This is a genomic window from Hyphococcus sp., assembly GCF_965228385.1.
GTDB lineage: Bacteria > Pseudomonadota > Alphaproteobacteria > Caulobacterales > Parvularculaceae > Hyphococcus.
Genome location: NZ_OZ245810.1, coordinates 1 through 13,309, shown reverse-complemented (window position 1 = coordinate 13,309; position 13,309 = coordinate 1). Strand labels below are relative to the sequence as shown.

13 protein-coding genes are annotated in these 13,309 nt (G+C 62.4%); 1 reads left to right on the top strand and 12 read right to left on the bottom strand.

What is annotated here, in order from left to right; all coding sequences use genetic code 11:
* Positions 1-84: 84 nt before the first annotated feature.
* From ACQK2Q_RS00065 to ACQK2Q_RS00055, 3 genes are all read right to left on the bottom strand, one after another.
* The gene (locus tag ACQK2Q_RS00065; RefSeq protein WP_425407712.1) at positions 85-1,314 is read right to left on the bottom strand and encodes an alpha/beta fold hydrolase; all 1,230 of its coding nucleotides are present in this window, start codon (positions 1,312-1,314) and stop codon (positions 85-87) included.
* A gap of 84 nt (positions 1,315-1,398) precedes the next feature.
* A complete protein-coding gene (locus ACQK2Q_RS00060; protein ID WP_425407711.1) occupies positions 1,399-2,820 on the bottom strand; it encodes a hypothetical protein in 1,422 nt (473 codons plus the stop codon).
* A gap of 115 nt (positions 2,821-2,935) precedes the next feature.
* On the bottom strand, positions 2,936-3,958 hold the full coding sequence (locus tag ACQK2Q_RS00055; RefSeq protein WP_425407710.1) for a DnaJ C-terminal domain-containing protein: 1,023 nt from the start codon (positions 3,956-3,958) through the stop codon (positions 2,936-2,938).
* A gap of 209 nt (positions 3,959-4,167) precedes the next feature.
* Here ACQK2Q_RS00055 and ACQK2Q_RS00050 point away from each other — a divergent pair, with 209 nt between their 5' ends.
* Entirely contained in the window at positions 4,168-4,299 is a 132-nt protein-coding gene (locus tag ACQK2Q_RS00050; protein ID WP_425407709.1) for a hypothetical protein, read from the top strand.
* A gap of 332 nt (positions 4,300-4,631) precedes the next feature.
* Here the strand turns inward: ACQK2Q_RS00050 and ACQK2Q_RS00045 are convergent, their stop codons facing one another.
* The 9 genes from ACQK2Q_RS00045 to ACQK2Q_RS00005 all read right to left on the bottom strand — a co-directional run.
* On the bottom strand, positions 4,632-5,168 hold the full coding sequence (locus ACQK2Q_RS00045; protein WP_425407708.1) for a hypothetical protein: 537 nt from the start codon (positions 5,166-5,168) through the stop codon (positions 4,632-4,634).
* A 235-nt stretch (positions 5,169-5,403) separates the two neighbouring features.
* Positions 5,404-9,279 carry a baseplate multidomain protein megatron gene (locus tag ACQK2Q_RS00040; RefSeq protein WP_425407707.1) on the bottom strand — a complete coding sequence of 1,292 codons (3,876 nt, stop codon included), beginning with the start codon at positions 9,277-9,279 and terminating at the stop codon, positions 5,404-5,406.
* Between the two features lie 107 nt (positions 9,280-9,386).
* On the bottom strand, positions 9,387-9,863 hold the full coding sequence (locus ACQK2Q_RS00035; RefSeq protein ID WP_425407706.1) for an NlpC/P60 family protein: 477 nt from the start codon (positions 9,861-9,863) through the stop codon (positions 9,387-9,389).
* Between the two features lie 178 nt (positions 9,864-10,041).
* Positions 10,042-10,920, bottom strand: coding sequence for a DUF2163 domain-containing protein (locus tag ACQK2Q_RS00030; protein ID WP_425407705.1), 879 nt, complete (start codon positions 10,918-10,920; stop codon positions 10,042-10,044).
* Complete coding sequence (locus ACQK2Q_RS00025) at positions 10,920-11,552, bottom strand: phage distal tail protein, Rcc01695 family (RefSeq protein WP_425407704.1); 633 nt, start codon at positions 11,550-11,552, stop codon at positions 10,920-10,922. The genes ACQK2Q_RS00030 and ACQK2Q_RS00025 overlap by 1 nt, the downstream gene beginning before the upstream one ends.
* Positions 11,553-11,661: 109 nt before the next feature.
* Positions 11,662-12,207 carry a phage tail tape measure C-terminal domain-containing protein gene (locus tag ACQK2Q_RS00020; RefSeq protein WP_425407703.1) on the bottom strand — a complete coding sequence of 182 codons (546 nt, stop codon included), beginning with the start codon at positions 12,205-12,207 and terminating at the stop codon, positions 11,662-11,664.
* Positions 12,200-12,364, bottom strand: coding sequence for a phage tail assembly chaperone (locus ACQK2Q_RS00015; protein WP_425407702.1), 165 nt, complete (start codon positions 12,362-12,364; stop codon positions 12,200-12,202). Before ACQK2Q_RS00015 ends, ACQK2Q_RS00020 begins: the two co-directional genes overlap by 8 nt.
* Before the next feature lie 14 nt (positions 12,365-12,378).
* On the bottom strand, positions 12,379-12,717 hold the full coding sequence (locus tag ACQK2Q_RS00010) for a GTA-gp10 family protein (protein WP_425407701.1): 339 nt from the start codon (positions 12,715-12,717) through the stop codon (positions 12,379-12,381).
* Positions 12,718-12,829: 112 nt separating this feature from the next.
* A partial coding sequence (locus ACQK2Q_RS00005; protein WP_425407700.1) for a phage major tail protein, TP901-1 family occupies positions 12,830-13,309 on the bottom strand: 480 nt, incomplete at its 5' end.

Below are 13,309 nucleotides of genomic sequence, written 5' to 3'. Positions count from 1 at the left end.
CATCGTTTTCAGATTGTAATGTAGATAATTACGATCAACCGTCAGCAAAAGCGCCTTGCCAATATTAAAAATTGTTTATGTAAATCAACCGATTCGCGATCGAACCTGAACCCCTTCCGTCAGCATCCGGTGAACCGGACATTTATCCGCGATTTCAAGGAGGCGCTGGCGCTGTTTATCGTCCAGTTCGCCGGTCACGCGAAGCTCCTTTTCCAGAAGATGCGGCGCGTGATCGTCTTCAGACGCCGCGCGGCGCACCCGCACTTCCACCGAGCCCAGATCCCATTTCTTGCGCTTGGCGTACATTTTCGCCGTGATCGCGGCGCAGGCGGCGAGCGCGGCCTCGACAGTCCGGGTCGGGTTCGGCCCCAGATTGGCGCCGCCCGCGGCGGTCCCTGCATCGATCACCATAGGGTGGCCGTCGATGGACATGGTCATGGCGAGCGCTTCACCGTTGATCGATTTCGCCAGCGCGCCGTCCGCGAAGGCTGGCGCTGATGACGACGCGCCGGATGTCGAAGCCGGCTCAGGACGTTCATACGCCGCATCTTCATCAAGATAGCGCGCCGCCCAGGCGGCGAGCACATGCGCCGCATAACGCGCATCCGCCGGGTCCGACAACAGATGATCGGCGCTGTCGAGGCTGATGAAACTTTTCGGATGTTTGGCGGCGGCGAAAATTCTGGACGCATTATCGACGCCCACCGTCGCATCAAGCGGCGCATGCAATAACAGCAATGGTTTTTTGAGCTTTTCCGCGCAGGTCAGCACGTCCTGGCGTTCGAGGTCTTCCAGAAACTGCCGTTTGATCGTAAACGGACGGCCCGCAAGGCTGACGGTGGCGAAGCCGTTCTTTTCGATTTCTTCGCGCTGTTCGCCGATCTGCATGGCCACATGGTCGGCTTCCGCCGGCGCGCCGATCGTGGCGACGCCCTTCACCTCGGGGATACGGCCCGCCGCCACAATCGCAGCGGCGCCGCCGAGCGAATGGCCGATCAGGATTGACGGCGCTTCAAATTCATCGCGCAGATAATCAGCGGCGCTGACAAGGTCCTCCACATTCGAGGAGAAATTCGTATTGGCGAAATCGCCTTCGGAGCCGCCAAGCCCGGTGAAATCGAAACGCAAAACCGCAAAGCCTTGCGCGCGCAGTCCCCGCGCAATTTCCCGCGCGGCCTTGATGTCTTTCGAACAGGAAAAGCAATGGGCGAACAGCGCGAACGCTTTGGGATCGCCCGACGGCAACTCCAGTGCGGCGGCGAGTTTTTCCCCGCCGCCGGTTCTGAATTCGGTTTTCTTTGTTTCGCCGGTCAAAGTGACAATCCTTTGTGCGAGGCAAGTTGCGATTTAACATTGCCGGCTTCGGTTATCCACGCATTACGCGCTATCTGCTGCGCACTAAACCGTGACCGCGGCCGCCGCGGCGCGATCACGAATAAGACCGAGATCGTCGCTTTTCAGCAAGGGCGCGATGACATCAAGCACCTGGTCCAGCAACCGCCTTGCGGCGGCGCGTTCCGGCCCTTCCGCGGCGCGGATTTCCGCCACCAGGTCATTGGCGTAGACTTGCGCCTGGTCGCGCGCTTCATTGGCGAGCGTTTCAATGGCGGCGGTATCCGCGCCAAGGCGGTTGGCGTTTTTCGGCGCGGCGGCGATCAGCGCCGCAGCCTGTCTGGCGTCTGTGATGGTCTCCGCGCTCAACGGTTTTGAAAAATCCGGGCGCGGCGCGGCGAGACGGCTGGAGCCGCGCATGGCGCGCACCGGCATGACGGCGCGCATCGCCTGCAGCGCCTGTTCGGCAAACCGCTCATGCGCTTCGCCGGCGATATCCCGGCACGCCTCGATCCGGTTGAGAAAGACATTGTCGCCCGCCTTCGCCGCATGCGCCGCCAGCCCGTCGGCGTAATCGGCGAACCAGGCGAGCCGCGCGAGCGACGTCTGCGCGTCGAGCGGCGCCGCGCAGGCCCGTTCGAGCCAGCGCGCAATCCCCTCGAGATCCTCGAACAGACTTTCGGGCAGGGCCATTACGGTTTCCTGCGCCGCCGACAATTGTTCATCGGCGCTTCCCGCCAGATGATAATAAACGCCGAGGGCGCGCCAGGGCGCCTCGAGCCGTCCCTTCAGCGCCAGCAGCATGTAGCCGCCGAGGGCCGGAGACTGTTCGTAAGCTGATAAAAAGATCTGGCGCAGCTCATAATATTGTTCTTCGCTCAGGGACGGCGCGTGCGACGGCGCGGCCGCGCGCAGACGGCGCAGCATTTCGACGCCCTGCATCAGCGCGTAAATCTCCTCCATATCCTCCAGCGCGCCCTCTCCGCCAAGCTCGCCGATCAACGTTTCTTGCGACATGGCGCTGGCGGCGGCGTGGCCGCAAAGACGGCCGAGGCCCGCTTCGGCGCTCAGAAACATCGCATCCACAAGCGGCTTTGTTTCCTCGTCGGCCGCATAGGCGTCGTCGAGCGCGGCGGCGGCGAACGCCGTTTCGGTCATGGCGGTGTCGGTCATCATCACGCGCCAGACCGGATCGAGCGAGGTGCGCGCGATCTGGCCTTTACGTTTCTTCCCCGTCCTTATACTGACGAAAAAGTCCTCAAACGGCTCGAAAAAGGTCCGCTTGGCGTCCGGCGCGCGCGACGGCGGGGCGGCGCCCCGCGCCGTCAACCCGGCGCGCAGATCGTCGAGGATCGCATCATGCGGCAGGGCTTCGCCGCCCCTTTTCATGTCCGCTTCCACGGCCGCGAAAAGCTTCACCGCCGCCGCCACGGGCAGCTCGCCCAGAAAGGCGCTGAGACGTTCTCTTTTGCGGGGGTTAAGGGTCATGAGAAAACGTTACGATGCCTTTGATCACTGGCGGCTTTTACCACCCTTATCCAGCGGCGCAATTACACGCCTCGCCAGCCCGAAGGATGAAGCGCAGAGCCGCGAGCCGTCCCGGTCATGCGCCGGCGAAATCCTTGCGCGCCTTCTGATCGGCGCCTTTCCAGTTTTTGACGAACTCCTCAAGCGCCTTGTCGCCGCCCTCAGGCAGGACTATTTTCAGCTTTACATACTGGTCGCCCGCGCCGCCGGTCCGTTTCGGCGCGCCGCGCCCCTTCAGCCGCAATACGGTGCCGGAGCTGGAATATTTCGGCACGTTGACGGAAACATCGCCCGCCACGGTCGGCGCGGTGATCTTGCCGCCAAGTACCGCTTCCTTCAGCGAGATCGGCGCCTCCATATGAATGTCGTCGCCCTTGCGCTCGAAAATCGCATGCGGCTTGACCTTGACCTCCACATAGACGTCGCCGGCGCCGCCGGGCGCTTTTTCGCCCTGGCCTTTCAGGCGCAGGGTCTGGCCGTCTTCAAAGCCGGCGGGAATGGACAGGTCGAGATTTTTGCCGTCCGGCATGGTGACGCGCTTTTTCGCGCCGTTCACGGCGTCCAGAAAATCGACTTCCAGGCGGTAGCGCACATCGCGCCCGCGCATGTGGTGACCGCCGCCGCCGCGGGTGCCGCGCGCGCCGAACAGATCGGAGAAGATATCGGAAAAATCCTCGAACGACGCGCCGGCGCCCGGCCCGCCGGCCTGCGCGCCGCCATAACCGCCCTGACCCGGCCGGCCGCCTTCGCGCTGCGTCCATTGATGGAACGGGTTCGGACGTTCGCGCCCGTCATCGTCAAGCTCGCCGCGGTCGTATTTCTTGCGGCGTTCCGGATCGCCCAGAATATCGAATGCGGCGGAGACTTCCTTGAACTTGTCTTCGGATTTCTTGTCGCCGGGATTGCGGTCCGGGTGATATTTTTTCGCAAGCTGACGAAACGCCGAGCGGATCTCCGCGTCGGTCGCTTTCGGGGAAAGCCCCAGCACCAGATAAGGGTTCTTCGCCACTTGCTCGCCTGTTCCTTCACCGGCCGCATTCGTGCGTTTTACGCGGCCGTTAAACTCTTGTTCATAAAAGAGCGCGCGCTCCAATGCCAAGGGCGCACGCCTGTTCCCCCTAGAGATAGGTGATTTTCGCCCGAAATGAAGAGTTTAGGGTTAATTTTGCGGGGGAAATTGTGTGGGGATTGGGGAGCGGGGGGCGCTGATTCCTTGCTGCTGGTTTCGCTGAGGGCGACGGCGCGTTTGACTGGCGCCGTTTTATCCGCGAGTTTCCCCGTCAAATAAAATTTGAGCCGGGGGAAATATTGAACGACGACGATAAAGCCATCGACAATCCAAGCTGGTCGCTGCGGGCGAAATTCATGGTCTCGATGATTTCCGGCATAGCCGCAACATTCGGTCTGCTTTACATTTATATGTTCTGGCTGACAGGATGAAATCACGAGCCAGAAAATCAGACGCATCCAGAGCAATGACCAGAAGAATATTGATTTTCATCGCCTGGGCCGGATTGATCGGAATGCTCATTTGGACCGGCCTGTCCGGCTCCGTTTTCGAAAGCCGGTTGTTGAATTTTACTTACGAAATAGGAACAGGCATAACGGCAATTGCGTTAGCGCTGTTTTGTTTTTTTGCAACCGCAAGGATCTTTCCAAAGTCGAAGGGCTTTTCATCTTTCGCCATTCTACTATTTTGCATTCTGGTCGGCGCTTTTGCGAAATTTCTGCTGGATAGCCATATAAGCGCAAAGGCGCCGCCGCTAAAACAATCAAACTATTCCGGGTCTCAAATGGCAGTTTGAGTTTTCATAGCTTTCCGCAAGGCTAATCAATTCATCGCCCAGTCTTTCATGTTGAGACTTCACCCGTTCAATTTCTTGTTCTAATCGCCGCGCCTCCCTAAAGGCCGACCTTGCGCCTAGAGCATTAGCCCCAGCTGAGAGGGCTCCGCCAACGAATGGCACCAAGTCTAATAAATCTCCTTTTGTGAATTTCCCGAGGCGGAGCTTTCTGAGCTTATCGAGTCCGCGCGCAGCGCTTCCCAATGCGCCCGCAGCTGCGATTAATGCTGACAATGCAGCTGTATTTCGTGCATTGCGCGCTTGATCTTCCAGCCGGTTAATCTCACGCTGCATATCAACAATTCGATCATGCATGTGATCAAATCGGGTTTTCTTGCGATCAAATTCGTTAAACAGGTTTCTGCAATAAGATTTGGCTTCAGTTATGGTTGGCTTCCGATACGCCGCCGTGGCGTTCCTGACCGCTTCAGCAAGATCGGCGCCCCTGAATTCATTGCTTCTCATTGTAATTTACTCCTTGTACTGTTTTATTTTGGCGTCATCGAGGCGGCGCTCGTTCATCTTGAATGATCACCGTAAGCCTCATCCTGAGGCGTCTTTTCGGCAATCGATCGATTGCCGAAAAGCCTCGAAGGATGTGCGGCGAATACTGAGTTTGCAGCACATCCTTCGAGGCAAACGCTGCGCGTTTGCACCTCAGGATGAGGACGGGGTTTTCGGTTTTTCGCCGATTGTCGGTTTAACTGAATACAACGCTCTCTTTTCTCTCCACCCCCTCGCCGACCGCATCGGAAATCTGCGCAACGGCAAAAGTGATGGCGGAATCGGCATATGGCCCGCCGAAATCGCTCGCGATATCCGCGCCGGCGTAAACATAGGACGGCGCCGCCGTCTCCACCGTGCGCACGGCCGTCTCGCCGTCATAGATGGTCAGGCGGTAGCGCTCGGAATTTTCACCGAGCGGAACCTCGCCCGCCCATGTGTCGCCCCCGGTCCGCGTTCGCCTGATCCAGGAGAGCGCGATGTCGCCGCCCTGACGCCGCGCGCGCAAATGAACGGGGCTGAGCGGCGCGAGACCGCGCGCATTCATGGTCAGCGCCGCGCCGGAGAAACTCTCCGTATCGGGAAGGTCGCCCTCCGGCCCCGCCCGCCATTCATAGTTAAGCCCGCGCTGTGCGATATCGAACTGGATTTGCGCAAGCCCCGCCGTCAGCAAGACAAAACGCGCGCTTGCGGGCGCGCCCGCAAGCGCCTCGCGCTCCGTACCCGCCTGACCGCGCAACAGTCCGGTCAGGCGCCACGCGCCGTTTTCCTGCAGCACGGCGTCGCGGAACTGGCAGATTTCCCACGCGCCGTCAGCGGCCTTTACCGCAAAGGCGTTGGCGCCGGCGAAAACGTCTTCTTCCGCTTTTGACGACAGCGACCCGAATAACAGGCGCACATCGGCGCTGTGTTCGATCCAGCGCCCGGAACCGGCGGGCGCCAGCGCGGTTTCGAGCCGCCCCATGACCGCGCGGGCGGGCGCAAGACCGGCCAGCGACGGCGCGCCGCCGCCCGCCGTGCGGTAAAGCGCAACGCCGCCCGGCCACGGATCCGCGAACGCCGCAAGCCAGGGCGCGGCCGGCGCATCGGCGCCCTCAATCAGCGGCAGGTCCATCAGCTCCCACACCGGGGCGGAAAAGACGCGCACATCACCCGGCGGCGTAAAAATGGCCGCGCCCACAGGCGCTTCGTAAACCTGCGGCGAGACGCGCACCAGCGAGACATCGCGCGCCGCGCCGTCCTCGATCTCAACGATCCGGTAGCGCCGTTGCAGTCCCGAACCATCCGGTCCCGGATCATTGAGGATGACCGCATCGCCGGGCTCCAGCCCGAGCGCCGAGGGCGGCAGCGAAAACGCCAGCCCCTCGCGCATCACCCAGGCGTCGGCGAGGATGGAGCGCGCCCGCGCTTCGGCCTCCGCGGCCGGGATGACGGCGGCGACATCAACGCCCGCCGCGCGCGGCGAGCCCGCGCCGGGATCGCGCGCCTCCACCGTTGCGGGCGCGAATTCCTCCTGCTCGTCGAAAAACCCGAGACGGAAGGCGGCCGGCAGGTCCGCCGCCTGCGCCAGCGACAGGGTAAAGGCGCCGCCCCGCCTTTCCGCCAGATCGCCCGCCTCAATCGTCAGGACGGGCGCGCCGTGGCGCGGCTGAAACCGGATGGCGCCGCCCATTTCCACAATGTCGAACTGAAAAACATCCGCCAGCGGATCGATCATCTCGCGCGCCGACATGGGCCGGTCAACGAGATAACCGGTGAGAACGCCGTTAAGCGCGCCGGTCTCCACCGCCGTGAAATCCGCTTCGGCGGCGAGCGCCGTCACCAGAAGGTCCAGCGGCGCGCGCCCGAGCCGCCCGTTCAGCCAGTGCCCCTTTTCCCAGTTCGCCGTGTCGCCCCAGACGTCGGAGCGCGCCGGAAAATCCGGGAAGGGCCGAGCATCCACCGCGTAAACATACTGGCGTTCGGCGTCGATCATGGGCCCGCCGTAAACGGATGATACGGGATTGTTCGCGCCCGCGCGCCAATAGGCGGCCTGCGCCTCTATCATGCGGCGCTGGGCGAGATCGTCGCGGTCGCCGGAGGAGAAAAAGGGCAGCGCGCTTTCGCTGCTCTTGGCGTCCACGAAAACATTCGGCTGGTTCGCCGCCTTGTCGACGGCGGGCGCGCCGGTCTCCGTGAACCAGACTGGTTTTGATTGCGGGACCCAGGCCGTCGGCGATGCCGCGCGCACGCCGCCCGGCCGGTTGTAATGGGCGTTCGACCACCAGTTCCGGAAATCCTTGTACCGGTAAATCCAGGGCTCGCCATGAGCGCCGTCCGAAATCGGCGTGCGCGTCTGGCTCTCCCGGTCGGCGGCGCTGGCATAATACCAGTCATAGCCTTCGCCGCCTTCAATATTGCCTTTGAGGTAGTCAAGATCGTACTGGCTGGCGGCGCCGCTGACGGCGTCGGCGTGCGCAAAACCGTCGCGCCAGTCGGCGAGCGGCATGTAATTGTCAACGCCGATGAAATCGATATTTCCATCCGACCACAGAGCGTCAAGATGGAAGAAGACGTCGCCCGAACCGTCGCCGGGCTGATGGCCGAAATATTCAGACCAGTCGGCGGCGTAGGAAATTTTCGTCGCGGGCCCGAGGATCGCGCGGACCTCAGCCGCCAGCGAGACGAGCTGCGCCACGGCGGGGTAATTGTCATTATGATCTCGCGCCGTCGTGATCCCGCGCAATTCCGAGCCCAGCAAAAACGCGTCTACGCCGCCCGCAAGCGCGCAGAGTTTGGCGTAATGCAGGACGAAACGCCGGAAAGACCATTCCGCAGGGCCTGAATAAACGACATCGCCATTGGCGATGGAAAAGTCCGCCGCGCTGGCGGTTCCGAAAAAGGCGGCGATATCGCCCGGCGCCGCCGCGGTTTTATCGCTCGCGCTCGTATCGATGCGCCCGCGCCAGGGGTAACCGGCCGCGTCCATCAGGATAAACGGGTGAAACATCACCTTCAGGCCGCGCGCGTTCATGGCGCCGATGGCCTCCACGACCGAGCGGTCCGCCGGTGTGCCGCCATAAGCCGCGACGCCGTTCACGGTTGAAACCGGATGCGCGCCCGCGCGCGCGGCGCCGCCGGCTTTCCACGCATAGGGCGCGGTTTCCTTGTCCGCCGTTTCAACGCCGGGCCGCAACGTGCAGGACGCGGCGTTTAACGAATTTCCAAACCACGCGCTGACCAGCGACACATGGGCGAGGTTCGGCGCGGTCTCCATAAGCGCATCGAGCGACGCGATGAAATCCGTGACGCCCTGATTGTTGTGAATATTCTCCGAGGCGGTCACGCCCTCGCCGATGACGCGGTTGACGCCCGTCGTTCCGTAGACGAACTCACCCGAGCCGGGGATCATGGTGACCGCGGTGAGATTGTTTTCCAGCGCTTGCGCCTCGGTTTTCTTCAGGCTCTTTTCAATCTCGAAAGAAAGCTGCGGAATGCGGTTGCCGAAATCTTTCAACGGCAGATCCTCGAACACGATATAGGCGAGCCCGCGAAACGCCGGCGCCGATCCTGCGCCCTCGCTCGCGGCGATCAGCGCGTCGGGGTTCTGCGCTTCGCTCCCGCGATAGACGCGGACATTATGTTTAGACAGATCGAACGGCTTGCCGTCCGCCCAGACGCGCCCGATCCGGTCGATTTCCCCTTCGCACAGGCCGACGGCGAACGAGACCGAATAGAGATATTCCGTATAGGTAGTTTGCGCGGCGGGGCGCGATCCCTTGCCGCCGGAAGCTTCCGTCGTCTGCGACGTGGCTTCCTTGAAATTCGCCGCCCAGATCAACTGGCCGGACAGCCGCGCGCGGCCGTAAACGCGCAAGACAGGCGCGCCCTCCTGGCTCGCCTGCACCTGCAACCCGTCAAGGCGCGGGCCCTCGACCTTTCGCTTGCGCGGGCCGAAGATCAGCCGGTCAGCGTAACCGGCGGCGTAGGATGCGGCGGTCGTCGCCACAGTGCGCGCCAGAAACGCGCCGATACCGCCCTTGGCGACGGCGGCGCCCGCCCCTTGCGCTGCGGTGAGAATGAGTTGGGCCATGGCTTAATTTCTCCGATTTGTCCGCCACGCGCCCTGGCCCTTCATCCTGAGGGCCGGCGCAAGCCGGCGTCTCGAAGGACGGCCAGGGCGGGCGGATCGATACATTTTCACTCTTCCGTACCCGGAAATAGAAAGACGCCGGCGATGCGCTCGCGCCACCAGCGGTTGAGCCAGCTCTCCACCACGGCGCGGCCCGCATAGGCGTGAATGAACTGATCCTCGCCGGAGACGATTCCGCAATGTTTCGCGGGACCGGCGCGGTCGACGCGGAAGACAAGAACGTCGCCGGGCTCAAAATTTTTATCGGGCCGCTCGATCATGTTGCGGCGCGCGGCGGCGAGAAGCGTTTCGCCGCCGGCCGTGCGCTTCCAGTGGCGCTCGGGCCAGTCCGGCGTGTAGGCGGGCGGGCGTTCCGGCTCCGCGCCGTAAAGATCTCGCCAGACGCCGCGCACGAGACCAAGACAGTCGCAGCCCGCGCCCTTCGCGCTCGCCTGATGCACGTAAGGCGTGCCGAGCCATGCGCGCGCCGCGTCGATGACAGCCAAGCGGCTGGCTGTTGAGGAGAATGAGGGGATGGCGGACATGGTTATGCGCCTTTCTGTTCCCTCTCCCCGCCGGGGAGAGGGTTAGGGTGAGGGGGAATAAACATGAATGCCGAAGACAATTTCCGAAATGCTGTTCCCCTCACCCGAAATTCGCAGTACGAATTTCGACCTCTCCCCAAAGGAGAGAGGTAAAGAAGTGGCGCGCAGCGGTTAAGCATCACTTCAGCTTCCCCCCATCGTTGCGCTCCGATTTCAGCGGATAGGACATGACGAAGTCGTTCCCGGGCATGAGCGGGAAGCCGCGAAAGTTGACGGCGTTTGAAAATTTTTCCCGGCAGGTGGAAAAGCGCTTGTCGCATCCTGCTGTGGCCGTAAACGTATCGCCGATTTCAATTGCGGCCCCGGCGGGCAGCCAGAGCGCGACCGCGCCGGTGGAAGCCTGCGTCTTGATATGCGCGGAGAGACCCGCATTGGCGCCCGTTTCCCACGTCAATACTCCGTGGACGAACCAGCCGTCATCAAACGCGCTGAAACCATCGGCGATAAAGCTCTGTTCATCGCGCAGGGCCGTCACCGCGCCGCCAGTCTTCAACGCCGGGTTATCAAGATCGACGCCGCATTCGGGCGCGCCCAGATTGACATCGCACAGGCGCTGATAGACGCGGCCCACCGGCTGGTCGAGAGTGTGAGAGAGGCCGCGCAATTCGGCGCGGAAGGCGTTTCCATCCCGCGTGATCTCGCCGATCACGCCTTTTTTGAGGAGCACGCGCTCGTCCGGCGCGGCCCAGTTGACGCGGAAGACTTCCACCGCCGCGCCGTCATAGCGCCCGGCGGCGAGATCGTCTCCGGAAAGCGCGGCGGCCGAAAGCGCGCCCTCAATATCCGCGTTATCCACCGCAAGGTCGGCGGAGGAAGACAGCGCCGAGCCTGTCGCGCCTGAGTCGGGCAGAAAATCCGTTCCGTCAAAGGCGAGGGCGCGGTCGTGATCGGTGAAGCCGAGCGCAAAACCGTCGCGGCGGGTGATGCGCCAGCAAGTCGCGAGCGTCGTCGCGCCGGTATCGAGATGGGTTTGAAGGGCCGGGTCGAGCGCGCGCATTATATTAATATCTCCAATAACGGGATCGACGGGATGTCGCCCGCCTGAAACGCCGCGAGGTTGATGCGCAATTCATCCGTATCAAAACGAACCGGCGTATCGAATAAAAACCCGGCGGTGACGGAAAGCCCCGCCCCCGGAGCGCTGGCGAGCGTTACGCCCCCCGTGGTCTCATCGAGGGTGAAATCAGCGCCTTGCGCTTGTTCGACGCCGTCCACCGCGACGCGCACCGAGCCAGCGACAGGCTTTTGGATCGGCCGCGCGTAACTCGCCGCGCCTGAGGCGTAGCGTTTGACCAGTTGAAACGATGTTTCAACGCCGTCGCCGGTTCCGATGAGCTGGTCGTCCGGCGCAGGCGTTTGCGCCACGCGGCAGCTTTTGAAATCAAAGGGATCGCGAAACCGGAAGCCGTAAAGCCGGCCGTGGCGCGCTTCGAAAAAGGCGATGACATCCTCGATGTCGGCGACGGATTTGACCCCATAACCGGCGTTAAAGGCGCGGCGCGAGCCCGCCCATGGCGCGTTCCGCTCCTCATGGCCGGAGACGAGGGCGACGATGTCGGTTTTACGCGTCGGCCCGCCTTCGGAATTCAGCGCGATATCGACGGGGAATAAAACTTCGTGAAAGGACATATTTGATACTCAACTGTTTCAGGGATTAGGGATGAGGGATTAGGGATTTGAGAAGCAGCTTTTGGCGACATCCCAGTCCCTCTTCCCTAGTCCCTCATCCCTCACTTCATCACAAATTCCGCCGCCCACGCCCCACGGCGCGGGCGAGCGCGGCGGCCACTTGCGTTTCGGAGCGTTTGAAGCTCGCCGCATCGGTGACGCCCGGCAGGGTGATGTTGACGCTCACGCCGCCCGAGCCATAAGCAGCATTCAGGGGACGGATGTTTCCCGCGCCGGCGGGCGTGAACAGTTCCGGGCCCCGTTCGCCTACGAGGAACGACTGGCCGGGCGCGACAACGCCGCCATTCGATCTTCCTCCGCCGAAGGCGCCGGTGAGCGCATTGGTCAGAAAATTCTGCACCGGCTGGCGCACAAGCGAGTCGATGGCGAAGCGGCGCAAATCCCGCAGAAGCGCCTGGCTCAGTTTTTTTAGGGAAAGCTCGCCGCGCTCGGCGGCGCGCGCGAGGTTCGACTGGATCGAATTCGCCGCCGTAGAAAACGCGTCTTCAATCAGGCCCGCTGCGGGCGCGATCCGCTCGCGCGCAATGCGTTCGATCTCAAGGCTGGCTTCATTCAGGCCGATCGTGTTGACTTCGATATTCACATGTTCAGGCATCGGACTTCTCCTTGTGTTGTGCGATCAGCGCGTTGAGACCGGCGCGGTTCAATCCTTGCGTCGCGCTGGCGGGAACGAGCGCCGGCCATTCCGCGGCGCCAAGCGCCCAGAAATCCTGCGGCGAAAGACCGAGACGCAAAACCGCGAAAGACAACATGGCGCGCCATCGCTCTACCCCGCCCCCGAAAGCGACTTTCCCGGCGAAGCATCGCCCCCTGGCGTATCGGCCAGCGCTTCGAAGGCCTTGGCGATGGCGCGGGAGGCCGCTGCGAGATCCACATCGCTCGCCTTTAACGCTTCCATCGTCAGGGACGCGCCGCCGCCCTGCAGGAGGGCGTGTAAAATCATGATGATGTCGGCGACGCGCGGTTTTTTCAGCCGCTGCTGCAGCGCCTCGAAATCGCCGCCGCCCAGCGCTTGTTCAATGTCCGCCAGCGCGCCGAGAGTGAGGCGCAAAGAGCGGTCTTCGCCATTGATCCTTATACGGACATCACCACGTGGATGGGTCATGAGCGCCCTCCTCGCGTTCCTCTCCCCTCTCCCTTCCGGGGAGAGGGGCTTTTGCCGGGCGCCGGCCTGCACCGGGGTGAGTGGGGAGACAGTCATTAAAAACAGTCATGGCCTACGCCTCCGCCGTGAACGCCAGCGCGCCAGCGGATTCAAGCGCGAGGGACATGGCCGCCTCGCGGTCATGCTCGCCGGCGTAGTCGAGATTGGCGATCACGAAACCGCCCTCAATAACACCAAAACCCGGTACGATAATTCGCCAGTTCCGCAATTCGGACGCGAAGAAGACGCCGCGCACGCTTTGCGCCGCCGCGTCGTTCAGAAAAACACCCGCGCCGGCGATGGAGGCTTGCTTGACGCCCGCCCCGGCCAGCAATTCACGCCAGCCCCCCGCCGACTGCGAATGGGTGATGTCGACAATCGTCGCGTTGAGCGACAGGGTTTTGGTGCGAAGGCCGCCAATAATGCTGAAGGCTTCCGGCTCGCCGCCATCGCCGATTTTCAAAAGAAGGTCTTTTCCTCTTTGTGCGGTCATATAATTTAATCCTTTGTCGATGAGCGCTGCGTCTTTCCTCCCCCGCGTCGCGGGGGAGGT

Excerpts from the sequence above, each read along its gene's own strand:
- ACQK2Q_RS00015 (WP_425407702.1), bottom strand. The coding sequence starts at position 12,364 with ATGTTGTCTTTCGCGGTTTTGCGTCTCGGTCTTTCGCCGCAGGATTTC.
- ACQK2Q_RS00010 (WP_425407701.1), bottom strand. The coding sequence starts at position 12,717 with ATGACCCATCCACGTGGTGATGTCCGTATAAGGATCAATGGCGAAGAC.
- ACQK2Q_RS00040 (WP_425407707.1), bottom strand. The coding sequence starts at position 9,279 with ATGGCCCAACTCATTCTCACCGCAGCGCAAGGGGCGGGCGCCGCCGTC.
- ACQK2Q_RS00060 (WP_425407711.1), bottom strand. The coding sequence starts at position 2,820 with ATGACCCTTAACCCCCGCAAAAGAGAACGTCTCAGCGCCTTTCTGGGC.
- ACQK2Q_RS00025 (WP_425407704.1), bottom strand. The coding sequence starts at position 11,552 with ATGTCCTTTCACGAAGTTTTATTCCCCGTCGATATCGCGCTGAATTCC.
- ACQK2Q_RS00020 (WP_425407703.1), bottom strand. The coding sequence starts at position 12,207 with ATGCCTGAACATGTGAATATCGAAGTCAACACGATCGGCCTGAATGAA.
- ACQK2Q_RS00035 (WP_425407706.1), bottom strand. The coding sequence starts at position 9,863 with ATGTCCGCCATCCCCTCATTCTCCTCAACAGCCAGCCGCTTGGCTGTC.
- ACQK2Q_RS00030 (WP_425407705.1), bottom strand. The coding sequence starts at position 10,920 with ATGCGCGCGCTCGACCCGGCCCTTCAAACCCATCTCGATACCGGCGCG.
- ACQK2Q_RS00045 (WP_425407708.1), bottom strand. The coding sequence starts at position 5,168 with ATGAGAAGCAATGAATTCAGGGGCGCCGATCTTGCTGAAGCGGTCAGG.